At 51.7% G+C, this 20,926-nt stretch carries 26 protein-coding genes; 7 read left to right on the top strand and 19 right to left on the bottom strand.

Going from position 1 to position 20,926, the window contains the following annotated elements:
• Window positions 1–45: 45 nt before the first annotated feature.
• From rplJ to MXMO3_RS18685, 6 genes are all read right to left on the bottom strand, one after another.
• Entirely contained in the window at window positions 46–564 is a 519-nt protein-coding gene (gene rplJ, locus MXMO3_RS09145; RefSeq protein WP_027836106.1) for a 50S ribosomal protein L10, read from the bottom strand.
• 347 nt (window positions 565–911) lie between these two features.
• Complete coding sequence (rplA, locus tag MXMO3_RS09140) at window positions 912–1,607, bottom strand: 50S ribosomal protein L1 (protein ID WP_027836105.1); 696 nt, start codon at window positions 1,605–1,607, stop codon at window positions 912–914.
• A 5-nt stretch (window positions 1,608–1,612) separates the two neighbouring features.
• Window positions 1,613–2,041 carry a 50S ribosomal protein L11 gene (gene rplK, locus MXMO3_RS09135; RefSeq protein ID WP_027836104.1) on the bottom strand — a complete coding sequence of 143 codons (429 nt, stop codon included), beginning with the start codon at window positions 2,039–2,041 and terminating at the stop codon, window positions 1,613–1,615.
• 117 nt (window positions 2,042–2,158) lie between these two features.
• Complete coding sequence (gene nusG / locus MXMO3_RS09130; protein WP_027836103.1) at window positions 2,159–2,689, bottom strand: transcription termination/antitermination protein NusG; 531 nt, start codon at window positions 2,687–2,689, stop codon at window positions 2,159–2,161.
• Window positions 2,690–2,721: 32 nt separating this feature from the next.
• Window positions 2,722–2,916, bottom strand: coding sequence for a preprotein translocase subunit SecE (gene secE / locus MXMO3_RS09125; protein WP_027836102.1), 195 nt, complete (start codon window positions 2,914–2,916; stop codon window positions 2,722–2,724).
• Between the two features lie 183 nt (window positions 2,917–3,099).
• Window positions 3,100–3,474 (bottom strand): hypothetical protein, encoded by a 375-nt coding sequence (locus MXMO3_RS18685; RefSeq protein WP_162889205.1) that lies wholly within the window; start codon window positions 3,472–3,474, stop codon window positions 3,100–3,102.
• Window positions 3,475–4,035: 561 nt separating this feature from the next.
• Between MXMO3_RS18685 and MXMO3_RS09115 the strand changes: the two genes are divergently transcribed.
• On the top strand, window positions 4,036–4,695 hold the full coding sequence (locus MXMO3_RS09115; protein ID WP_117395698.1) for a hypothetical protein: 660 nt from the start codon (window positions 4,036–4,038) through the stop codon (window positions 4,693–4,695).
• Window positions 4,696–4,751: 56 nt separating this feature from the next.
• On the opposite strand, the gene MXMO3_RS09110 is transcribed toward MXMO3_RS09115, so the two are convergent.
• Window positions 4,752–5,636: a YHYH protein gene (locus tag MXMO3_RS09110; protein ID WP_117395697.1), complete on the bottom strand. Its 885-nt coding sequence runs from the start codon at window positions 5,634–5,636 to the stop codon at window positions 4,752–4,754.
• Window positions 5,637–5,736: 100 nt separating this feature from the next.
• Window positions 5,737–6,081 (bottom strand): winged helix-turn-helix transcriptional regulator, encoded by a 345-nt coding sequence (locus MXMO3_RS09105; protein ID WP_117395696.1) that lies wholly within the window; start codon window positions 6,079–6,081, stop codon window positions 5,737–5,739.
• Window positions 6,082–6,152: 71 nt separating this feature from the next.
• Here MXMO3_RS09105 and MXMO3_RS09100 point away from each other — a divergent pair, with 71 nt between their 5' ends.
• The 4 genes from MXMO3_RS09100 (at window position 6,153) to MXMO3_RS09085 (ending at window position 7,899) form a co-directional block, all read left to right on the top strand.
• Window positions 6,153–6,446 carry a YciI family protein gene (locus MXMO3_RS09100; RefSeq protein ID WP_117395695.1) on the top strand — a complete coding sequence of 98 codons (294 nt, stop codon included), beginning with the start codon at window positions 6,153–6,155 and terminating at the stop codon, window positions 6,444–6,446.
• A gap of 254 nt (window positions 6,447–6,700) precedes the next feature.
• A complete protein-coding gene (locus tag MXMO3_RS09095; RefSeq protein ID WP_162889204.1) occupies window positions 6,701–7,003 on the top strand; it encodes a hypothetical protein in 303 nt (100 codons plus the stop codon).
• 78 nt (window positions 7,004–7,081) lie between these two features.
• Window positions 7,082–7,393 (top strand): molybdenum cofactor biosynthesis protein MoaE, encoded by a 312-nt coding sequence (locus MXMO3_RS09090; RefSeq protein ID WP_117395693.1) that lies wholly within the window; start codon window positions 7,082–7,084, stop codon window positions 7,391–7,393.
• Between the two features lie 50 nt (window positions 7,394–7,443).
• Window positions 7,444–7,899: a hypothetical protein gene (locus tag MXMO3_RS09085; protein ID WP_117395692.1), complete on the top strand. Its 456-nt coding sequence runs from the start codon at window positions 7,444–7,446 to the stop codon at window positions 7,897–7,899.
• A gap of 20 nt (window positions 7,900–7,919) precedes the next feature.
• Here the strand turns inward: MXMO3_RS09085 and MXMO3_RS09080 are convergent, their stop codons facing one another.
• The 4 genes from MXMO3_RS09080 to MXMO3_RS09065 form a co-directional block, all read right to left on the bottom strand.
• Window positions 7,920–8,288: a hypothetical protein gene (locus MXMO3_RS09080; protein ID WP_117395691.1), complete on the bottom strand. Its 369-nt coding sequence runs from the start codon at window positions 8,286–8,288 to the stop codon at window positions 7,920–7,922.
• Between the two features lie 134 nt (window positions 8,289–8,422).
• On the bottom strand, window positions 8,423–8,686 hold the full coding sequence (locus MXMO3_RS09075) for a hypothetical protein (RefSeq protein ID WP_117395690.1): 264 nt from the start codon (window positions 8,684–8,686) through the stop codon (window positions 8,423–8,425).
• On the bottom strand, window positions 8,674–8,895 hold the full coding sequence (locus tag MXMO3_RS09070) for a hypothetical protein (RefSeq protein ID WP_117395689.1): 222 nt from the start codon (window positions 8,893–8,895) through the stop codon (window positions 8,674–8,676). Before MXMO3_RS09070 ends, MXMO3_RS09075 begins: the two co-directional genes overlap by 13 nt.
• Before the next feature lie 5 nt (window positions 8,896–8,900).
• Entirely contained in the window at window positions 8,901–9,899 is a 999-nt protein-coding gene (locus tag MXMO3_RS09065; protein WP_117395688.1) for an N-acetylmuramidase domain-containing protein, read from the bottom strand.
• Window positions 9,900–10,126: 227 nt separating this feature from the next.
• Here MXMO3_RS09065 and MXMO3_RS09060 point away from each other — a divergent pair, with 227 nt between their 5' ends.
• Window positions 10,127–11,236, top strand: coding sequence for an acyltransferase family protein (locus MXMO3_RS09060; RefSeq protein WP_162889203.1), 1,110 nt, complete (start codon window positions 10,127–10,129; stop codon window positions 11,234–11,236).
• Here MXMO3_RS09060 and MXMO3_RS09055 read toward each other — a convergent pair.
• From MXMO3_RS09055 to MXMO3_RS09035, 6 genes are all read right to left on the bottom strand, one after another.
• On the bottom strand, window positions 11,217–13,634 hold the full coding sequence (locus tag MXMO3_RS09055) for a sialidase family protein (RefSeq protein ID WP_162889202.1): 2,418 nt from the start codon (window positions 13,632–13,634) through the stop codon (window positions 11,217–11,219). The genes MXMO3_RS09060 and MXMO3_RS09055 overlap by 20 nt on opposite strands.
• Window positions 13,634–13,801: a hypothetical protein gene (locus MXMO3_RS18680; protein WP_162889201.1), complete on the bottom strand. Its 168-nt coding sequence runs from the start codon at window positions 13,799–13,801 to the stop codon at window positions 13,634–13,636. Before MXMO3_RS18680 ends, MXMO3_RS09055 begins: the two co-directional genes overlap by 1 nt.
• Window positions 13,802–13,883: 82 nt before the next feature.
• Entirely contained in the window at window positions 13,884–14,315 is a 432-nt protein-coding gene (locus MXMO3_RS09050) for a hypothetical protein (protein WP_117395685.1), read from the bottom strand.
• Entirely contained in the window at window positions 14,316–16,787 is a 2,472-nt protein-coding gene (locus MXMO3_RS18885; RefSeq protein ID WP_117395684.1) for a hypothetical protein, read from the bottom strand.
• Complete coding sequence (locus tag MXMO3_RS09040) at window positions 16,784–17,617, bottom strand: hypothetical protein (RefSeq protein WP_117395683.1); 834 nt, start codon at window positions 17,615–17,617, stop codon at window positions 16,784–16,786. Before MXMO3_RS09040 ends, MXMO3_RS18885 begins: the two co-directional genes overlap by 4 nt.
• Before the next feature lie 3 nt (window positions 17,618–17,620).
• Window positions 17,621–20,212 carry a phage tail tape measure protein gene (locus tag MXMO3_RS09035; protein ID WP_117395682.1) on the bottom strand — a complete coding sequence of 864 codons (2,592 nt, stop codon included), beginning with the start codon at window positions 20,210–20,212 and terminating at the stop codon, window positions 17,621–17,623.
• 57 nt (window positions 20,213–20,269) lie between these two features.
• Here MXMO3_RS09035 and MXMO3_RS09030 point away from each other — a divergent pair, with 57 nt between their 5' ends.
• The gene (locus tag MXMO3_RS09030; protein ID WP_117395681.1) at window positions 20,270–20,626 is read left to right on the top strand and encodes a hypothetical protein; all 357 of its coding nucleotides are present in this window, start codon (window positions 20,270–20,272) and stop codon (window positions 20,624–20,626) included.
• On the opposite strand, the gene MXMO3_RS19105 is transcribed toward MXMO3_RS09030, so the two are convergent.
• Window positions 20,623–20,922, bottom strand: coding sequence for a phage tail assembly chaperone (locus MXMO3_RS19105; protein ID WP_425462117.1), 300 nt, complete (start codon window positions 20,920–20,922; stop codon window positions 20,623–20,625). The two genes, MXMO3_RS09030 and MXMO3_RS19105, sit on opposite strands and share 4 nt — an antisense overlap.
• Window positions 20,923–20,926: the final 4 nt, after the last annotated feature.

The following is a 20,926-nucleotide window of genomic DNA, read 5'->3' as shown; positions in this document are numbered from 1 at the left end:
CTTTTGTGTTTAAATGTTTCGAACCGTGGGTGGTTGCGAAGCGCCTTATGCCGCTTCGCCCTTTTGTGAATATGCCGAGACCACGCGGGCAACTTGACCGCCTGGAGCTTGAAGAACAGATGCAATCTTGGCAGCAGGCTGTGTAAGCATACCAGCAAGTTTCGCACGTAGTTCATCAAGAGATGGCAATTCTGACAATGCTGCAACGCCAGCGGCGTCCAGTTTCGTTTCGCCCATTGCGCCGCCCAAAATAACCAATTTATCATTGGTCTTGGCGAACTTGGCAGAGATTTTCGCTGCCGTAATGGGGTCTTCCGAATATGCCAGAACAGTCGGACCAGTGAGATATTCACTGAAATCCGCAATCTCTGCATTTTCAAGAGCGAGCTTGGCAAGGCGGTTTTTCGCAACCTTGACCTGACCACCTGCCTGTTTCATCTGCACGCGCAGATCTTCCATGTCGGCAACTGACAAGCCTGAGTAATGAGCTACGACGACAGAACCTGACGCATTAAATGCATCGTGCAATGACGAGACGAGCTCACGCTTTTCCGCTTTATCCACTGCTTCTCTCCACTTTAAAGCCCGGAATAATTCCGAACTATTTGCAGATTTGCTGCTTGTTTAAGCATTGGCCGAAACCAAACTTCCCCAAGCAACGGTGAAATGCCTGTAGATCAGCGGCAATAACGCCAAACCAATCCGGTTCGAACCAAACACACATGGCATAACGCCAAATCTGTTTCATTCTCACCCCATCTATTGCAGGCTTTTATCGATTAAGCACCAAAGGTGCACCCACAGTCTCGGACAGGACTTTAAGGAACCCAATTTCTCGGGTTCCTCCATCAGGCTTTCGCCTGAAACTTTGATGCGCGTAACATCAGCCACGCGCATATGGTGGCGTTCAATTAGCCTTGAACGCTTGAAACGTCAATATGCACGCCTGGGCCCATTGTCGAAGACAACGCCACACGACGGATATATGTGCCTTTTGCACCAGCAGGTTTTGCTTTTGAAACAGCGTCAGCAAAGGCCTTGATGTTTTCAACCAATTTGGCTTCATCAAATGAGGCTTTGCCCACACCAGCATGCAAAATACCAGCTTTTTCAACGCGGAATTCAACTGAACCAGCTTTAGCAGCTTCAACAGCAGTTTTCACGTCAGGTGTCACTGTGCCCACTTTTGGGTTTGGCATCAGGTTACGAGGACCCAAAACTTTACCCAAACGACCGACCAAAGGCATCATGTCTGGTGTCGCGATACAGCGATCAAAGTCGATATTGCCTTTTTGAACTTCTTCAACAAGGTCTTCTGCACCAACAATGTCTGCACCAGCAGCTTTAGCTTCGTCAGCTTTCGCGTCACGCGCAAAAACAGCAACCCGTACGTCACGGCCTGTGCCGTTAGGAAGTGAAACAACGCCGCGAACCATTTGGTCAGCGTGACGAGGGTCAACGCCCAAGTTCATCGCAACTTCGATGGTCTCGTCGAATTTAGCGCCAGCATTGCTTTTTACCAAAGCAACCGCTTCGCTCAAATCATAAAGCTTCTTACGATCAACTGCTTCGCGGGCAGCTCTAGTCCGTTTACCAAGTTTGGCCATATCGCTTACTCCGCTACCGCTAGACCCATGGACCGAGCAGAACCAGCAATTTGAGCCATTGCCGCTTCAACTGTATCCGCATTCAGGTCTTTCATTTTCTTTTCTGCAATGTCGCGCAACTGATCTTGTGTGATCGTGCCAGCTACATCGTGACCAGGCTTTTGTGAGCCGCTTTTCAGGCTCAAAGCTTGTTTCAAGAAATAGCTCACAGGCGGCATCTTCATCTCGAAAGTGAAGCTCTTATCCGCAAAAATGGTGATCACAACCGGAACCGGCGCGCCTTTATCCATTTCCTGCGAAGCCGCGTTAAACGCTTTACAGAATTCCATGATGTTCAACCCGCGCTGACCTAGCGCAGGGCCGATTGGAGGTGACGGCGTGGCGCTGCCCGCCGGCACTTGAAGCTTGAGATAGCCTTCAATCTTTTTTGCCATTTGTCGTGCCTTTATTTAGTTGGCCTCAATGTGAGACCGATTTAACGACAGTGCGGTCACGAGGTTGAATGCATTGATGTGGCAACACCAACACCCTCTCCCGCACCATTCAAATGATCAGAGCTTTTCAACCTGACCATATTCCAACTCAACCGGGGTCGCCCGGCCAAAGATAGAAACTTCAACTTTAAGCCGCGCGCGTTCTTCATCAACCTCTTCAACCAAGCCGTTAAAGCTTGCAAAAGGACCGTCAGAAACACGCACCTGCTCGCCAACCTCAAAGCTAACAGAAGGTTTGGGACGCTCAACGCCCTCTTGCACTTGAGTTAGAATAGATTGGGCTTCTTTTTCCGAAATCGGGATTGGCTTATGATCAGAACCCAAAAAGCCTGTGACTTTCGGTTGGTTCTTGATCAAATGGAATGTCTCATCCGTCAATTCCATTTTCACCAAAACATAGCCAGGGAAGAACTTGCGCTCTGCATCGACTTTACGTCCGCGGCGCACTTCCACCACTTTCTCGGTGGGCACCAACACCTCATCAAACAAATGATCAAGCCCCGTGCTCGCCACTTTTTCTTTGATGGATTCCGCAACCTTACGCTCAAAATTTGAGTAGGCCTGGACAATGTACCAGCGCTTTGCCATGCGTTTAAAACCTTACCGCTTTTAGTTAAACCTCAGCCTAAGCTGAGCAACAATCCAACAACCCATGAATTAATCTGATCCGCCGCCAAGAAAAACAGGCTGGCCAATGTGATCATGATCAAAACCATAACAGTTGAAATCAATGTTTCGTTACGGGTTGGCCAAACGACTTTCGTAACCTCTGCGCGAACTTGCTGCAAAAATGTAAAAGGATTCGTCCGTGCCATATCTTATCCTGACTGTTCAAACTGTGACTTTTCAACGACTTACAGCCGTTTCTTCACAAATACAGATACCCATAACCAAATAGCCGCGCGAAAGTCCCGCACGGCTGGTTGCGCCTTCTTAGCTAAAAGCATACGAAAACGCAACCCTCTTAAGACGTAAACGTTACCGCAGTTCAAGGCAGATTAATGAAGCAAAAGATCGAGGGCCCTAACCCCATCCCTCGTCATTAAATGCGCAATAGCATATTCCACAGTCGTCCGGCCTTTCGCATCTGATCGAGTGGTGCGATCATATATTATGGGAGTACCCAACGCTGTTGTGCCAATTCGCTGCGATTGTGTACACCGGTTTCTAAGTGCCAAAAATATTGGTGATGCCAATCGACGCAATTCATTTTTCCGCCGTTCTGATTGGTAAATCTCTCTCACATTTGAATGAAGCTTGTTTGGCAAAGGGTTAATTGCCGTAGCAATTTTGATATTGTCTAGTCCTTCGCTGAACACTAAACACTCTTTACCATCAACATCTGTTTCTTGTTCAACCTCTACAATAAGCATGATGGTCCTACCAGAGCGTGCCTCATCTCTAACGAGACCGAAAAATGTAGGCCGACTATCTGACCCCACATAGCGTGTAATCACCTCGCAAAGCCCACTAGAGGGATCATAACCATAACACCAATTATATTTTGCACTCCTCAGTGCCGCAATTTCTTTGCCACTCAAAGGTTGCGAAAGTTGAGGCCACGCCGCGGCTTCGTAAAAAAAGCCAGGAAACCCGTCTCTCGCTCCCCAGTAAGTGGAATATACATTGTGGCCGAGCCAAATGATAATAAGGCACACAACACTCGCTAAACAGAAGGAAAGGAATCTAAATATATAAAGTCGCACGTTCGGTGCACCGGTTCGAATTAGTCTATTATTATACTCACTAACCTTTGCTTGGCAATGCAATTTTCTTTAATCCACGCATTCAAAAACACACCTCCGGTAGGGCAAAAGTGTGGCCACGCCATCGTCACTAACTGACTCAATTAGAACCTAAATATCACGTTCAGTCTCAATTCAGCTTCACTTTTGCATGTTTGCCCCACATCGAGGATATGCAAAGGGAAACTCATGAAACATACATTCAAAAAACTGGCAGCGTTCGGGCTGATCGCCGCCCTCACCGCACCAACGGCTTCTTATTCAGCAGATTGGATTGAATCTGTCTCCATCAGCATGAATGGTATCGACATTGTGCCAATCGAAGTCAATTCCAATGGCAGCGAATATACCAGTATCAAAACCAACAGCCACCGCTTTATCTTTAAACTTAGGGCACGCGCCACCAACGGCGAACGCATCGTTGCTGCTGCGCTGGGCACGTTGCAGGCAACAAATTATTTTGAAGCACAAGGCCCCGGCGAATGGATCAAACGCTTCACCGGCCGCGATGTTGGTTCAGGCAGCCTCCGCACCTGGGAAATTGGTTATGATCCACACATTCCAGTTTCTAAACTCAATTGGGTTGGCAAAGATCCTGTTGAACGGTGCAATGCTTTGCTTGCCAGCAAGCGCCAACAGGGCAGCTCACGGTTTAGCGTGCTCAATCAAAAGCAAATGACCACAGCCTATGCCTATTTTAAGCTGGACGCCGTCGCTGCACGCAAACGCAAGGCGAAAAACAATAGCTGGTCTATTTCCAGCACCACCCAGCAAGCGGCCTCAATGCACTACAAAGTGCAAGTCACCTGCTTGCCCAGCAGCACAATGGTCGACAAGATCACCAACTAATTTTAAACACGTCGCTGCCCGCAAAAATGTCATTGCGGGCAGCGCTAAGTTCACCTTCACCGCCCCCGCACCGGCGTGCCGGCAAAGCAGCCAAGCGTATAGGGATATTCGTCGGTCAGATGATAATGATACATCGTCACAAGCTGCCCATCCCAGTTTACTGCGCCAACATGCCCATGGCAGGCATCTAAATCCGCATTGCTCAAATGCGCACCGTCGCGATCCTGATTGCCATAAATACCAAATCCATCCAGCGCATAACCGATCAAGCCGCTGTGCTTTCCCGGTCCCGGGTCCTGCTCAATCATGCAATCGGACCCATTATGATAATGATATTGCCCGCGTCGCTCTGGGTGGCCGCCACATTCATCCTGAATTTCGTGGGCTGGCGCGTCATCTCCACGGGCATCCAGCGCGTTATAAATCGCCGCGCCAGTAAGTGCGACACCAATCATACCCATCGGCACACAGGACGCACGCGAGGCAAGCTCGGGGTTAGCTGGCAGTTCCAAATTGATCGATTGCGATCGAATTGAATTGGGGTTGCGATCATAACGATAAGCATCATCATTGCGCTTTACGGGATAAACGCCCGTCCCATGGCTCGGCAAATTATTGGCTCGGATTTGGCGGGTGTTGCCTGAAAGCTGGACTTTGATCTGCGAATTGGACCAAACCACATCGCCATCAACCTTTGGCTTCAGCTCTGGATACCAATAATCACCTTTGATCCACCCGCCACTGCCCCGCGCACCGGGCGCATTGGGGTTAAAGCGCGTTTTGCAGGAATAGACATGGTCTTGCTTGGGCTGGCTGGACACTTGCCCATCGCCGAGCGGCAATTTGGTTTCATGGGCTGCGGCGGGAAGTGATGTGATGTTGGCCATCACGAGAAGAGCGGCGATCCCGGCGCCTAAATGCTTGTTTTTAAAACTGGTCATTTGAGTTATCTTTCTCGCCCCTTGCGACAAAGATACGAAAACACCAGCCAAGAACCTAGTTAAGCTTTTGTCATAAAATGAACTTTTGGTAACAAACCAATCAATCGCTTTCGGATGTCCGGTCCAACGCCTCGACCCAATCAGCCGACCAGGCACGCAACGGATCAAGCCGATCCATCAACTCTTGCCCCAAATCCGTCAGCACATAGCCGCCCTCGCCCACACCAATCAATTGCACCGCTTGCAGTTGCTTGATCCGGCCATTCATCACGGATGGGGAAACCCCACCGCATTGCGCCTGCAAAGCCCGAAAAGTAAGCGGCCCAGCCCGCAACTCCCACATAATGCGCATGTTCCACTTGCGCCCCAAAATATCAAAGAGCGCCATAATGGGCACGCCGCTAGTTGAGCCACGCACAGTTTGGTTTGGTAAAACGCTAGACATATCACCGCTTCTATATTAGTAGCACTATCGCTACCAAAAAAGTAGCATCGATAACCAGCAAAGGCAATCCAATGTTTCTAATCGACTTTCATTTCAATGATCTTGACGCGCTCACCCCGGAACGGACCGCAGCCCACCGCAAACATCTGGGCGCCGCATATGAACAGGGTGATTTAATGTTCGGTGGCCCCAAAGTGCCGCGCACGGGGGGAATCATCTTGTCCACCCACGCCACTGAAGCGGCGCTGCGCACCTTGCTGGACACCGACCCATTGGTTCAAGCCAAGTTGGCCAGCTACACCCTTACCGAGTTCACGCCAATATTGGCGTCACCAGCACAAAGCCACGTGATCCAGCAAATCTGATATGTTTGGAAAATGGCAGGGGCGGAGAGACTCGAACTCACGACCCTCGGTTTTGGAGACCGATTTTCGATATATAAGAAACAATGGGTTAGCCTGTTTTCTTCTGCATAACCTTGCAGTGAATATCAATGACTTGTAGATTTTTTGCATAACCTTTTGCGTTGCCGGGCCTTCAATCCAAAGCCTATATTTCCAACATGAACAAACCATACTGGCACCACAAACTTGATTCCCCAGCATGGCATGAGCCCAACTTGCGAAACGTCTATTTTGGCGATGCGGCAATGGGCCGTGTATCTCGCTATGAGCATGGCCCAAAAGAGGGCCTATGGAAATGGAACGGGCGTTGGGGCGGGTTGATTGACGGGCAACCAGTCACCAATAGCGGCATTTGCGATACCATGGACGAAGCCCTTGAATGCCTAAGGGAAACCGCAATCGATTTAGCCAACCGCCACCCCCACGTCATTCTCTGGACCTTTGAGCATGACCCTTATGCGCGGGGACAGAAGCAAGCGTATCTGGCAGAATTGTTAGATGAAAAAAGTGAAAATTAGGGCTTGATTTTAGGGGTAAATACCCCTATATTTAAAAGGTCAACAGGGATTGAGTTCCCACAACAAAGGAGAAAGTTGATGAATAAAGTCGAGATCATTATCCCCCAAAACAATAACCAAGGCGAAAGTCTCTCACCTGTCATTGATGGTGTGAAGGCAAACTTTTGCAATGTGTTTGGTGGTTATACCGCGATCGACGCTGAAGGCGGCTGGATCAGCAACGACGGTGAGTTGTTCAAAGAACCCGTTACAGTGATCTTTTCAGCAGCAACACAAGACAAAAATGCTGATGCTGAAATTTTGGTAGCAATCGCGCAAGACGTGTTGGCCATTACCGATCAGTTGGCAGTTTTCATTTCGATAGATGGCCAAGCCCAAATAATCGAATAGATCACAACGGGGCGGCGATGCCGCCCCACCACCCAAAAGGAGATATAGCGATGCCCGTAGCAATTGCAGTGCTGCCAGATGGCGTTATTCCGGCCATCTACAGCGAAAAAACCAATGACGCCCTGTTGTCACGTTTGCGCACAATAAAGGATGCGCCCGATTTGAAAAACGTTGCAGAAGCGCAGTCCTGGCTGGCGACACTTCAGGAACCAAGCGGCTGGTTTGCCAATGCTGAATTGGCAAGGCTTTATACAAGCCGGATGCGGGAAGAGGTGCAGTTTAGCGGCCCCATCATTGTGGAGGCCCGCGAAGCATTGGGGGAAGAAGGTAAGCCGGTGAGCCGCGCACGATTTGGCGCTATGATCGGCATTGGTGGGAAAGATAACACTCGGCACAAAACCGTGTTTGATGCAGAGCGTGAAAAAATTAAACTCAGCAAGCAAGCATCACGTCAAATGCTGAGTGTCTTGGCAGAAAAACAACTTCTCAAAGTCTTGGAAGGGTGATCATCGCTGCAAGATCATTGTCAGCGAGAAAGCTTTTCCAAGGCTGCGACCACTGCTTGCACAATTGGGGCGCTCACAAGTCCGCCCATTAGGGCAGCTCCGGCCAAGAAACCGCCGCCCTTCACACCAAGGTTTTTAAGCCGATCGGTTTGGGGTTTGATTTCCTTATCGATCGTACTGGTGTTTTTTTGCGATGCCTCGCGCGCTTGCGCTGCAACCTTGGCCGTGATTTCGATACTTTCTTCGAGCCGCTCGACCCGATTATATACGCGGGTCCGACTTTCTTTCGCGTCCACACGGTCGCGCTCAAAGTCACGGCGCAGTGATCTCGTCTCATTTAGTAGCTCGCCCAACAAGCGCTCAATGTTTGTGGTTTGAGAACTGTTCATCGGTAATTCCTAAAGTATTCTACCAGCCGCAAGCGCGGGCTCCGTATTCATTATGTGCGAGAATTTGGCGCTGGGTGCCTATGGTGAAATCGTCTGAGACTGATGGTCGGATCGGATCTGCTACATCGCAGAAATTACCCGTCACCGTCGCGCATCCACTTAGCAAGCCGATCATCAAGATCATCGTCATTAAGGTTGTCCACTTCATAGTCCACCTCCTTTCTTTCTTTCATGGCTTCAATGCGAGCTTGAGCCCGCTTTTCCTGTTCTCGCCGTTTTTGATCGCCCCGGCCCTTGAAATAGAGACCGACCGCGCCAATCAAAATGCTGACCGCGCCGATAGCCCAGCCGCCCAAGTTCTCCATAATGAATGAGAGGATTGCCATCATGTCGCCCATCCGTATTGCTTGGCTTTCTGATAGGCCCATTCGATAACGGTTGCCAAAGCAGTGCCTGCAACCACCATCAGCCAATCAACAGCCTGGGTGATGATATAAATTACATCCGGGTCGGTAGAGAGCTCTTGAGCGGTTTCTGGCGAAAGCACCCCCCTCAACACTAGACCGCCCGCCAGATAGCGCAGCGCAATTCTGATAAATGGTCCCATTTTATTCAATCCTTATTCAGCTTGGAGATGATTTTGGCGACAAACCGAACAATCGCCGCAAAGAGCTTTTGCAAGCCCGTCAGTGAGCGTTTTTCATTTTCCGGGTGACTGTCGCCTGAAACGTCTTTTCGCGCGCCCTGCGCTTCGAGAGCGGCGGCGATGGCTGTTTTTGTTTCGTCGCCCGCCTTGCCATCGATCACCAGGCCAGCGGAACGCTGGAACGCCATCACGGCGTTGTAGGTCTCATCGCCAAACCGGCCATCAATATCTAGCTTGTGCCCCAATTCCGCCAGATCGGCTTGCAAGTTGCGGATCGCCTCGCCTTTCATGCCCTTGACCAGCAATTTGGCCCCAGTTGGCACAACCACTTTGGTCGGATAGCGGCTGCCCGTTGCCGCATCTATGCCCTTGGCGTGCTTGATGTATGCTTTTGCACACCGCTTGTGATAGCCGTGCCGGGCATAGCCGGACCCGTTGTAACGCTTGACCGCTGGCACCCAACTTGACGGCTTAGTGAAGTCTTTGCCGCGCAGGTGTTTGGCCAGCCCCCAATCCTTGAGCAAAGTCACCATGGCCAAGAGCTGTTCGCGTTCGCCTTGTTTCATGGCGATAAACATGGCTTCAGCAGATGCAAAGCCAGCGGAGCGGTGGTTTTCGCCTAGAATTTGCGGCAAGCCATATGACCCCGAGCGAAAACCGGGTTCGCGGGCAACGTTGATGGCCTTACGCAAGCGCGGATAGCTGTCGCGGGGATAGTTGCCGGGAACCCATTTGCGATAGGCCACCCCGGCCGCAACAGCAGCTTGTCGAATTGCCCCCTTGGTGTTGCGCCACATGACATGCGGCTCAAACAAATGTGTAGGCCTGTTCTTGCTGTCGAAGCCCCTGCCCCGCGCCTCTACTTCGAGAAACGCCAAAAGCACGGCTGTTTCGACGCCAAGCTCACGCGCCGCCTCGCCCACGTCCCCTTGGGCAAGCCGTCGACCAGTGCCAACGAACTCCATGATGATCTCCAATGTCAGGATTTAGAACAAGCCAAGCAATGACCTGCGGCCAGTTGCTTTGTATGTTATGCTCCGATGTGATGAATTATTTGCGGTGGATCTGCTTGAAGTAAAACGCAGCCTCTTTAGGATTACCGCCGCACCCAATGATTAACATTTGTTAGCGGCCCGCTAGACACTGGGATCGCTATTGTGTATAGAACCCGCCCATGAACACGGCTCTCGCATTGCGCTTAAAATCAATGGACGGTATTCGAGGGCTTCTTGCTCTTGTCGTCGCGTTTGGGCATTCATACGCCACCTTTGTGGGCAAATGGCTCCCCGCTCCTATTCCTAATTTCAGCTTTGCGGTGGACTTGTTTTTCATACTCTCTGGCATGGTGCTATTTCATTCGTACCGAACCAAACAATTCACCTACACTCAGTTTTTCGCCAACCGCCTGTTTCGGCTTATACCCATGCTATATTTCAGCATTGCTCTGGTCTTTTTGGCCTTTATCGTGACAAGAGGTGAACTTTTCCCAACTTGGCTGGAAGCGGGTAAGCATTTCAATTTTGCGCTGATTGGCGAACTAACTCTGACCTCAGAATTGTTCGTCCCACCACCCGGGCATATTAACCCGCCAGCGTGGTCAATTTCGGTGGAAATTTTTGCCGTATCAGTGACCGTACTTTGTGCCATCGCTATTTATCGCGCCGTTAAAACGCGACTGCTTACCCTGGTCGGGTGCGCGGTTATGATCGCACTGTTCTACTGGATTTTGGGAAAAACAAACATTTCAATGGCGCGTGGTTTCATGGGAAGTATTGCTGGCATAATCGCCTATGTCTTGCTTGTTGATCTTAAGATAAATAAATTCGCGGTGCTGTCAGCATCAACCGCCGCGATCATAATCACGATAGCGTTTCTAGTTATAGAGCGCCCCATTATGGAGCTTTCCCTGTTGAGCAATAAGGCTGGGTTTATCCCAAGCGTTATTGACGAATATTTAGTTGTGATGTTGGCGGCAGGAGTATGCTATATGGTCCTTATATCACAACCCAACTTGTGGGATAGGGTTTTTGAAGCCCCCGCGATTTCCTATTTGGGCAAGGTCTCATACAGCATTTACCTACTTCATATGCCAGCCGTGTTTCTTTTGCTGCCTCTACGGCAAGACGGGGCCGTGGTGCAAAACCTTTTCGTCGCGGCGGCGGCGCTGGGCCTTACGGTGATAGCTAGCGGGATCACCTTCCGGTTTATCGAAACGCCTTTCATCCTGTTAGGTCGGAAGATTTTGCGCGCACCCTTGCCAGTAACTGCCCAACCTAAGATTATCAACTCTCGTCAATGCTGACCTCAAGGTTGGCGAAAATGGCCGACCCTAAACGGTTTTCGACCGCAAGTTTTCTGGTTGAGGTGTCGAGGAAAAGAGTGATTTGACCATCGGTCCCGGTTGTTCCGTCCGGTGTACCCGTTGTTGTCGTCATGCTAGATCCAGCGGCCCCCTCTTCAATTGATACAATTTCAGCTGTACCTGTTGTCTCCCAAGCAAAATGTATCCAACGCCCAATTCCACCCGCCATCAAAAAGCCGGTTCCACCGCTATTGATGGGCAGAGGAATGGTGGTGGCGAACTCATCATCTTCAATGCGCAATATGCTGAAAGGTTTTCGCGTGTAGCGTGCGATTTCCGAGGAAATATCGACCTTTTTTGTTTCAACTTGCGCTTGGTAATAATATAGCGTCTCTCGACCGTATGCGAGTAGCGCCAATCCGCTTTCGGGGTTTACCCATACAGATGGGTATCCGGCCAATGATTTTTCACCACCGGGTGCAGAATAGCCAGAAAGCATTTCAGTGCTGTCTACCAGTACCTTTTCGTGTGACCAATTGGTTGCCGCTGATATAGCGTCATCTGCACGTGCAAACCGAAAGCACATGGTGTTGAGGTTTGGCGCGGGGTCACTAACTGTCTCTCGCGCCATATAGACGAGGGCGATATATGCCTTTCCGCCGACGAACACTGTCGTCAGATCGTGGCTTTTATAGCCCCCTGAAACTGTAAGGTTGGTCTGTCCTTGGTTAGTCCAGTTTGCACCACCGTCCACCGTTTTCAATTGCAACATTGATCCTGTTACATTGTCTATTCGGACCATTGCAATCCAGTTTAGCTCGTCAATGATTGCCACGGTGACCTCTGAATACAGAGTTGCTCCATCATTGACGATCAGTTTTGATACCCAGTTATCGCCATCGTCATCAGAATACATGACAAATGACTCATCACCATCGTAAGCCCCCACGACTAACCGCCCCGAAGGGGTGCGCTGGACTTTTCCAAAAAATTCAACAACGCCGGGTACATCGCCAGTGATCGTAATGGTGGTGTCATCTGCATCCCATGTGATGCCGTCGTAGGACTTTCTCATCACTGGTGTCCATGTACCTGATCCGATCACCTGCTTGCTGCATAGCGCTATAAAACTCAGGTCTTGTAGTGTGCCAAGCGCGGGCCAATAGTAAACAGTATCCCCAGCGCCGATCCCGTCAAAAATATCAATCTTGGCGGACCAGCTTTGTCCCCCGTCTGTCGAATACCTGTAGGACACATTTTGCGGGACCAACTTAAAGCCAACTTTGACGTTGCCAGCAGTATCCCCGTCAACTGTCACTTGGGTTACATCTTCAAAAACCTTCGTGGTAGCCACGCCGGAAACTCCGGCTGTTGGCCCGGAAATCGCTTCGGAGTCTGCCGACCCCCCTACGGTGCCATACACCGTAAAGGTTCGGGCGCTGTCATCCGCATCGGAGATAACCTCGACTTCGGTTGCAGCGGGGGGTGTTGCCACTCCACCGGATGCATATGTACCTTCAATTGTGAGGTTTTGCGTGCCGCCCGCAGCGGGCTGCTGCGAGGCGCTAACGCCTTCATGCGAGGCGCTGTCATGTTGATTGCCATACTTATACAGCACTCCTAAAATATTTCGTCCACACGCCAAGACCGGGAAGTGCGCATAAGTGTAAATGCCAGCGCCGCTTTCTGGTGTGCTTGATCCGAAGGGTATTTGACCCCATGGGACACTGCGGACTTTTTCAAATATTGCAGCATCCGAAATATCTTGGCCAGCCCATTCAACATTTACCCGGCAAGTGCCGACATTGAGTGAAGTCGAACCGTCATGGTTGGACACATCTAGCTCGACATATGTAGTTTGATCAGTCGCCACATCTACATCGAAAACAGCATCAACAGCCCCTACTGTTAAGCGGATGCGGTTTTTGGCCAGGTTGCCGCCTGGATCGAGCGCCAAAAGGCTTGCTGAAATATCGCTTTCGCCCAGTGTTTCATCATCGATGTAGAGTTTGGTTGCGGCGCTCAAATCAGCGTTGTTTGCGCGGATTGATGAAGCAGAAGGTGGTGAAGTGGTTTCAGCCTCGAACTCGAAAGCATATCCAGCTTTCCCCAATGCCTCGGCATCTTGTTCTGCTGCCGTGCCAATTGCCTGATAACGAAGTTCGCGAGTTTCAGCGCCATATGTCAATGTGATTTTGTATGACCCACCGATCACATGAAAGGCGACTTGCCCATCACTTACAGCGAAAGGATTACCGAGACCCGTTGTTCCATCGCGGTCAGAATAAGGGATTGCAAGTTCCCCCGTATCTTCGCGGCGCACTGTCACGGTTCCAGCAACCGCAATCAGATTGCCTTCATCATCCGTGAAATCATGCTCAAATCGTGCCAATGCCATTAGCGAACGCCCTTTTTCTTTTTGCCCCAAATGAAAAGAGCCAAGCCAATCGGGGAGAACACGCCCACGGCCATAATCAAGCCCATGAACGCATCGACTTGATGGACACACCACCAAAGCTCCAGATTTGCGTTGATCCATTCGGTTAGTTCTGTGTTGGAGTGCATTTTCCAGTCGTGGACTTCGCAACATGCCCGCCACGAAGGACCGCCCGGCCAGCCATCAAATCAGCCGGTGCAACCGTCATTTTCAAACGCCATTGATTAGTGCCTCGATCTGTGAAATCGTCTCACTCACGACGATTTCGCGCTGACACCCATCGATTGCGACAATCGCGCCGCGCTCGTCCTGATCCGACAGGATTGTGAGAAAATCCACGTTGACTGCTATTTGATCGCCATATCGATGAACCGCTTCGCCTTGCCCGTTTGCAAAGCCTATGGGTGTCAACTTGATCAGTTCATCGCCAGCTTGCGCCAGGAGCGCTTCTAAGCCCTCTTGTGCGGAGATATCTGTGTTTTCGTACTCGTGCCGCACCCAGGTGTCATTTTGGTCCTGAACGATGCCTATAATGCGGTCTGGCGCGATTAAACGCTTGCCACCGCCATTGTTTCGCGCACGACTTTTGCCGCCGCCCTTAATTGTAAGAGCAACGCGCTTGCGCTTTTCCTGATTTGCCATTTAGTTGACTTTCGCCCCGTAATAGGTGCCTGAGAACGTGCCTTCTAAGACATAGGACCAGCCATCAACGGCTTGCCCCGCCGCGCCGCCGTCACCGCCCGTAATTGGACTATCCGACGCATCACCGCCCACTTGGGCGCGATCCCCGCCATCACCTGCTGGCTGACCCTGATTTGAATTACCGCCCGCGCCGCCAGTGTCTAGCCCGCCAGCGGCGCCATTTTGCGCGCCGGGCGCACCAGTGCCGCCTAAGCCGTAGCCAGCTCCGCCGCCTCCGCCGCCCCCGTTTGCTTGAGGTCCGAACCAGCCTATATAATCACCAGCGCCCCCGCCGCCTCCGCCGCCTCCGCCTTGGATCGTTGCGCCGGAATCGGCGTTGAGATTGATTGGATAGCGAAGATAGAAAGCATCACCCCCGTCCTGCCCATCATAACCAGGGTTGTTGTCGCCTCCGCGCCCGTTCGCGCCTTTGCCGCCTTTGCCTGTTAAGACGCCGTTCTGATTAACGGTAATGCGGACCAAGTGGAATTTAATAGCGCTTGTCGTTGCTGTGCTGGTAGCGTTAGCGTCCAATGTAACTTGAGTGCCGCTGTCTACACTCAATATCTTTGTGCCGTCCGGTATTCCGACGCCACTCACAAACATATCGGCAACCAGCGAAGATGTGTCCGGGATATTGGTTACTACCGCCGACCCGTTAGTTATATCACCCGTTGTGTCAAGTTCCGGCCAACTGCCAATATTCAGCGCATATGTCGAAACCGCATTGGCCTTTATCACCACACCTGAATTGACATTGAGGGTTACAACCTCGCCGCCAGTTGGCGCCGGATAAAGCGCATCATGCAAAGTGCGCAGATTTACGTCAGAATCGTTCGAGCTGATTGTGATTGGTCGATCATTGGGATCAAGCGGCTCAATGTCATCGAATAGAAATTCTTGCGCTTCGATTTCGTAATAGTCGCGCCTTGGGCTAACCCTCAGGATTTGCGCAGGCACATCAACTCTCACGCCCTCGTCCGTCACCAACATAGGGTCCGAAATAATGCAGCCATCGCCCATTTTGGGTTCTTGGTCGCTGTGGCGGTAAATATTGAACGTGAATTTGCGTGGCGCATCACGATACATACCGATGATAAGCTTATTAACGCGCTCAGCCGCCGCACTGCCCCCAGTTGCGATCCACCGGCTGTGGATTTGCCGGATGGCCTTCCCGTCGTTTTCCTCTGCTTCTGTGTCAATATAAAGCTCAGACGCCCGATAGTTATCTTTGTTTTTGATGCTTTCTACCGGGTTACGCATCCCGTAATATGTTTCAACCCTGCTCACGCGTTCATTCGGTTGCTCGGTGATTTGCAGCGAGCCTTGCAAGATTTTTGTGTCATCAAAGCGCAGAGCATCGGTCGGGATTTCACGCAATACGCGCAAACGCACCTCGGGCTCCAGATCATCCCACCACACCATCAAGCCGCACTGCTCAATAATCTCCGAAGCCAACTGGTCAACTGGTGTCGGTTCAGGGATTAGTGCGGAGATCACCCGTCCATAATAGTCAGTAGTTTCGGTTTGCCATTCACTCAGCGGTATTTCACTTGCATCGACCCCGGCACCGTTGACCAATAGATCATTCAAAACATCGGCCGGGTCTTGTGCTAAATATTCTTTGCCCACCTGCACACGGTCGCCGCCAGAATGCGCTATCGCGTCGGTGTTGTATTGCCCGCGTGTCAATGTGAGCACGTCCGCTGAGCGAGTGAAGGAGCAAATTTCCTTGCCGCCGATCGTCACATATCCTGACGCTGGATAATCACTGTCGCCAATACCAGATGGGCTGAGCGTTGCACTGGTGTCGCCGCTGGTAATGTCCGCGATCAAAGACCCGGGAGAAAGTGCTGGATACAATGCGCGGTCGCCATCTGCCCGCTTAAGATCGTCTTTCGCAGTGATCGTGTATTTGCCATCACGGTTAGGACCGTTAAACCCCTCAATCGTGAAGGTGCGGGTTTCCATATCCGCGATGTCTTGCCCCTTGACGCCCTGTATATACCTCAGGGTCCGCGCTCTAAGGTAAGGCTGACGCGGACGAAACTTTCCCCAATGTGTCCCCTGCGTGTACGGATCGATTCCGCGGTCGCTGATATATTTGTCATATCCATCGCCAGTGTCTGAATGGGGATGATCAGAAAGCGTGACAGTCAAAGAGGATCGAACACCCAAGCTTTTCCCAGGCGCAATTCTACCCGGTTGAAAGCTAAACCCCGCCAGATACGGCAAAGCATCAAAATCGGTGTTGGTGCCAAAGCGCAAGGTCACTGGACTATTGGTAAAATTGGCGCGGTCCTGGCACGTCTTGAGGCTGTTAAAGCACTTCTTTGTGCCTGTTACGCCTATGGCCGCCGTGCAAGGCGATGTGCCATAGGTTAACGAGCAATAGTCAATGTCGATTTCGACGTAGGCAACCGATTGTGTCATATGGCCAGTCCGTCAACTTCGAACGTAATATCAATTTCTCCTGTTACCCGATTGATGATCGGTATGGGATTATTGGTCGTCCAACAGTAAGCCACCTCGTCCGGGTAATTCTCTGGGTCCCACGCGAAAAAGAACGTCGAACGTTTTCCTTCCATTCCAATGTCTTTTAGATTTTCCCTATACCAAACAGGGTCCAAATCCTTTTGCACGATATTGCCCGATAGGGTCGCGCCCAATTCAACATAGCCCAGCCGATCGCCGCTTTCTGCTGTTGCTCCGAAACCCCGCGATTGCCGGGCGTATTTGATCGGCATGTGACCAACTGGCAAACCGTATGTTAGGGGCAAAGATGTGCCGCAATACATAACAGCCGCTTCGGGTGCTACCGTGCCCGGGTTCAAAGTAATGCGAAGACCGTTGGCAACTGTGGCCGTGAACTGAAACACTGTGGCCAGATTGTCAGCCAGAACATTGGCCCCCACGACCTCCGTCCAATCTCCCGGCGTATCAGGATCGCCCCCCGGATCGAGAATTTCAATCGAGGTAATTGAAGCGCCACCATCAGCGAAATTGTGCCGTGCGAACGCGACATAATCGATCGGATCGGTGTAATCGAAAAGCACCGTCAGTTTTTGGCTCGCGGTACTTCCCGATTTCCACGAAAGGCTGGTGTCGGAATTGGCCAGGTTGGTGGCTGGATTGGCTGTCGTCTCCTGCTCGGCCGTGATCGTATCGAACGCCACGAGATTGTGGTGGTAGATACGCGGCAGCCCGGACTCGGCATCTGTGGCCCGCGCGAGCGTATACGCACCTGAAAAGACAATGCTCATAAATTAAGCCGCCGTGTTTACATTGATTTTATGACCATCGCCCAATGCTTCATTAAGCAATTCGACGATCTGTTCAGGTGAAAACCCATTTCCGACCAAAGTCACATTGGTTGTGCGCTGGGGCTCTGTCGCTGGCGCTGTCTGTTGCGGCGCCGAAGATTGACCGCCGCCGCTGACGCTCGGAACTGATCCCGACCCCCGTTGAGCGCTCGAAATTGCCGCGATTTGGGCAGCGCCTGACGCGGCCGCCACACCAGCAGCAGCGAAACCCCAAGGCGTGGGGCCATAAGTGGCCAAGGCCTTTGTTACCGCTTCAGCCGTGTTGACCACGGCATTTGCGATCGCGAAAGCTTTATTGTCCTTGAACATTTGAGCAAGCGCGCCAGAAAGGCCACTCGCCAGCCCGAGTGCTGAAGCTGCCACTTCCGCTTTGGCTTGGAACGCCGCATGAGCGTATGTGTCCCACTCAATCGCGCCAAGCTTGAGCATTTCGTTCAATTGGGCAATTTCGTCGCGGGCAATTTCCCAGGGCGAACGTTGCGACAGCGCGAGCTGCACCCCTTCAACCTTGAGTTTAGCCTTGGCCATTTCTTCCCCAAGCAAAGCGATTTGCTCAAGTTGCGCTGGGCCAAGCGCGATATTGTCATTTGCGGCCTGGGCAATCATTTCTTGCTCAAATCTTAGAGCTGCAGCCGCGCCGGTCGTGAGCTGAAGTGCTTCAGCCTCTACCGCCAACTGATCGATACGCTCTTGCGCCATTGCGATGAGATCAGAATATGTGGTGCCCGCACCTCCACCGGTGCTGACGGTGCCCCCACCACCTGAATCCGTTTCTTCGGTTTTCACTGTTTCTTGTGCTGAAGCGAATTGCTCGCCCACCAAGCTGCCGGATAGAACGGTTCCAACCACAATCTCGATTTGAACCTTTTTGGCGTTGATTTCGTCAATCTTGGATTGAATGCGATCAAGCTCCGCCATTGCAGCATCAATCTCGCCTTGGCTGTTGGAAACGATCGTGCCGGCAGAGATCGTCCCATATGTTTCTTCCAATGCATTGGCACCGGCCTGCAATGCTTTTTGGTATTGGATATGTGCAAGCGTTGCTTCCCGGTCGGCTGCTGCCAGCTCGAGCGCTGCTTCAGCCGAGTTCAGTTTTTCCCGGGCCTCGGTGGCCAATGCTTCAGAAACATCACCGGAGCTTTGCTCAAGTTTACCCTGGACTTCAACAAGGTCAGCCGCAACGTCGTTATAATCAAGCATCGCGTCCTTTGACTTGCCGGTCCAAAGCACAAATCCTGTCAGTCCGGCAACGGCCAGTGCGAACAAGCCCGCGGGGCCAGTCAAAACGGCCAAGGTTGTGGCAAACGTTCCGACCGCGACTGTGAGTGTGCCTGTGGCGATCGCGGCACCGCCCGCGGCCAATGCGTATGCGCCTAAACCAGCACTCAATGTCGCAATGACTATGATTACGTTGTCCATATTATCGCCAAGCGCCCGGAACATTTCGGTCAAAGCCTGTGTTGATGCGCGCAAAACACCGGTCAACCCGGCTTCGCCCATGGTCAAGATCACTGATTCAATCGTTGACGCCAAAGTTTTCAGGTCACCGCCCAAATTGTCTCGCATGGTTTCGGCCATTCTCTTGGCTTCGCCATCGACCTTAGACAGTTCTTCACCGAACTCGCTCACCCGATCGGCTGCTTCAACCAGCACCAAGGCACCACTTGCAGCTTCACGACCAAAGATTGTCATGGCGTCAGCGGTGGAAAGACCTGCTTCGCGCAACCTGGCAAGCACAACAGACAAATCGTTTGTAGCTGGGTTCACATCTTGGATCGTTAGGCCTAGGCGCTTCAACACTTCTTCAGCTTGCTTGGTTGGGCCAGCCAATGAAGCCAACACCCCACGCATTGCTGTGCCGGCACGTTCTCCCTGAATACCAGCATCAGAAAGAACGCCGATTGCGGCAGCAGTATCTGAAAGCTCGATTTCCAATGACGATGCGATGGGCGCGACCGTTGACATCGCCTGCCCCAACTGCGAAACGCTGGTGTTCGCCCGGCTAGATGCCGCGGCCAAAACGTCAGTTACTTCGGCCGAGTTTTCCGCAACAATGCCGAAACCCGACATGATATTCGAGGTAATGTCAGCGGATTGCGCCAAGCCCATCGATGAAGCCGTTGCCAGATCCAAGACAGCGGGGATAGATGCAATACTTTCCGCCGCTGTAAAACCTGCCATACCCAAAAAGCGCATGCCGTCCGCTGCTTGCGAAGCGCTGAACTCGGTTGTTGCGCCCATTTCTCGGGCCACATCGCGCAGTCGATCCATTTCAACAGACGTAGCTCGGGTGATGGCCTGCACTTGCGAGATAGATTTCTCGAAACCCGAAATGGTGTTGATTGTCCTGTTCAAGCTAAATGTTGCCGCCGCCACCGCGATAAACTGGGCGGCCATTCTGGCAGCGCTTCGCGCCAGTCGGTTTGCAGCTCGTTCGGCACCAAAACCGCGCTTTTCAAACTCTTCCAGCCGATTATTCGCAACCACAACGCCGTCTGAGCTGATCGCAAGGCCTAGTTCTGACAAGTCCATCATGAGTTGCCCTCGCTTTCAATGTGCGATAGCGTCCTCCGCAAATTGAGAGGACGACAAATGCGGTTGGCGATACTTGTTTTTGGGATGCTGTTTTCGACGCAGGCATTGGCTGGCGGGCTTACGCCACAAGCTGAAGCCTGCTCATATTTGGTTAAAACGATGGCGAGAAAGCCAAGCAACGTCACGATCAATAAGGTTCTTGATTATGCGAGCCTGGGCAAGCCTCTGGTTGATGTCAAAATGACCCTGAAACGCGACGGGCGCGCAGACTACGAAGAAACGATCGAATGCCACTTCAAAGACACTTCATCGGTAGTGTTTACGGGATACGGTTTCGGCAGCTCCGAAATGGATGATGCATTCCTCGAAAAAGCCAATGATGCGCTCATATTGGGCGGATTCCGTTCTCCCTAAGTGTTCGCATCACGCCTTTTCGCTTGTGCCTCGGCAACGCCAGACAACCAGGCATCATCCATTTTTTCGATCATCATTATTTCCCAGGGTTCCGGCGCCTCGCCACTCAATCGCACCCAAGCGTCGATGCCCTCAAATGTCAGTGGCGCGTACCCGCTGGTCGAAGTTGGCCGACGCCGTGATAGTCTGAGAAACCAGTCAATCAAATATTCGTGCGATATAGGTTCGGGTTCCTCGCTATCTCGATCGATTGCAGCTAGGTGCTGACGGGGGCTAAAACCATTCTCGTCCGGCAAATCG

The organism is Maritalea myrionectae (assembly GCF_003433515.1).
Taxonomy (GTDB): Bacteria; Pseudomonadota; Alphaproteobacteria; order Rhizobiales; family Devosiaceae; genus Maritalea; species Maritalea myrionectae.
Note: the sequence above shows the minus strand (reverse complement) of the source record. Positions and strands in the feature narration are given on the sequence as shown.

What these genes read in the sequence shown, in the direction of transcription:
- rplA (WP_027836105.1), bottom strand. Translation starts at nt 1,607, where the DNA reads ATGGCCAAACTTGGTAAACGGACTAGAGCTGCCCGCGAAGCAGTTGAT.
- rplK (WP_027836104.1), bottom strand. Translation starts at nt 2,041, where the DNA reads ATGGCAAAAAAGATTGAAGGCTATCTCAAGCTTCAAGTGCCGGCGGGC.
- nusG (WP_027836103.1), bottom strand. Translation starts at nt 2,689, where the DNA reads ATGGCAAAGCGCTGGTACATTGTCCAGGCCTACTCAAATTTTGAGCGT.
- secE (WP_027836102.1), bottom strand. Translation starts at nt 2,916, where the DNA reads ATGGCACGGACGAATCCTTTTACATTTTTGCAGCAAGTTCGCGCAGAG.
- MXMO3_RS18685 (WP_162889205.1), bottom strand. Translation starts at nt 3,474, where the DNA reads ATGCTTATTGTAGAGGTTGAACAAGAAACAGATGTTGATGGTAAAGAG.
- MXMO3_RS09115 (WP_117395698.1), top strand. Translation starts at nt 4,036, where the DNA reads ATGAAACATACATTCAAAAAACTGGCAGCGTTCGGGCTGATCGCCGCC.
- MXMO3_RS09110 (WP_117395697.1), bottom strand. Translation starts at nt 5,636, where the DNA reads ATGACCAGTTTTAAAAACAAGCATTTAGGCGCCGGGATCGCCGCTCTT.
- MXMO3_RS09105 (WP_117395696.1), bottom strand. Translation starts at nt 6,081, where the DNA reads ATGTCTAGCGTTTTACCAAACCAAACTGTGCGTGGCTCAACTAGCGGC.
- MXMO3_RS09100 (WP_117395695.1), top strand. Translation starts at nt 6,153, where the DNA reads ATGTTTCTAATCGACTTTCATTTCAATGATCTTGACGCGCTCACCCCG.
- MXMO3_RS09090 (WP_117395693.1), top strand. Translation starts at nt 7,082, where the DNA reads ATGAATAAAGTCGAGATCATTATCCCCCAAAACAATAACCAAGGCGAA.
- MXMO3_RS09085 (WP_117395692.1), top strand. Translation starts at nt 7,444, where the DNA reads ATGCCCGTAGCAATTGCAGTGCTGCCAGATGGCGTTATTCCGGCCATC.
- MXMO3_RS09080 (WP_117395691.1), bottom strand. Translation starts at nt 8,288, where the DNA reads ATGAACAGTTCTCAAACCACAAACATTGAGCGCTTGTTGGGCGAGCTA.
- MXMO3_RS09075 (WP_117395690.1), bottom strand. Translation starts at nt 8,686, where the DNA reads ATGGGCGACATGATGGCAATCCTCTCATTCATTATGGAGAACTTGGGC.
- MXMO3_RS09070 (WP_117395689.1), bottom strand. Translation starts at nt 8,895, where the DNA reads ATGGGACCATTTATCAGAATTGCGCTGCGCTATCTGGCGGGCGGTCTA.
- MXMO3_RS09065 (WP_117395688.1), bottom strand. Translation starts at nt 9,899, where the DNA reads ATGGAGTTCGTTGGCACTGGTCGACGGCTTGCCCAAGGGGACGTGGGC.
- MXMO3_RS09055 (WP_162889202.1), bottom strand. Translation starts at nt 13,634, where the DNA reads ATGGCATTGGCACGATTTGAGCATGATTTCACGGATGATGAAGGCAAT.
- MXMO3_RS18680 (WP_162889201.1), bottom strand. Translation starts at nt 13,801, where the DNA reads ATGCACTCCAACACAGAACTAACCGAATGGATCAACGCAAATCTGGAG.
- MXMO3_RS09050 (WP_117395685.1), bottom strand. Translation starts at nt 14,315, where the DNA reads ATGGCAAATCAGGAAAAGCGCAAGCGCGTTGCTCTTACAATTAAGGGC.
- MXMO3_RS18885 (WP_117395684.1), bottom strand. Translation starts at nt 16,787, where the DNA reads ATGACACAATCGGTTGCCTACGTCGAAATCGACATTGACTATTGCTCG.
- MXMO3_RS09040 (WP_117395683.1), bottom strand. Translation starts at nt 17,617, where the DNA reads ATGAGCATTGTCTTTTCAGGTGCGTATACGCTCGCGCGGGCCACAGAT.
- MXMO3_RS09035 (WP_117395682.1), bottom strand. Translation starts at nt 20,212, where the DNA reads ATGATGGACTTGTCAGAACTAGGCCTTGCGATCAGCTCAGACGGCGTT.
- MXMO3_RS09030 (WP_117395681.1), top strand. Translation starts at nt 20,270, where the DNA reads ATGCGGTTGGCGATACTTGTTTTTGGGATGCTGTTTTCGACGCAGGCA.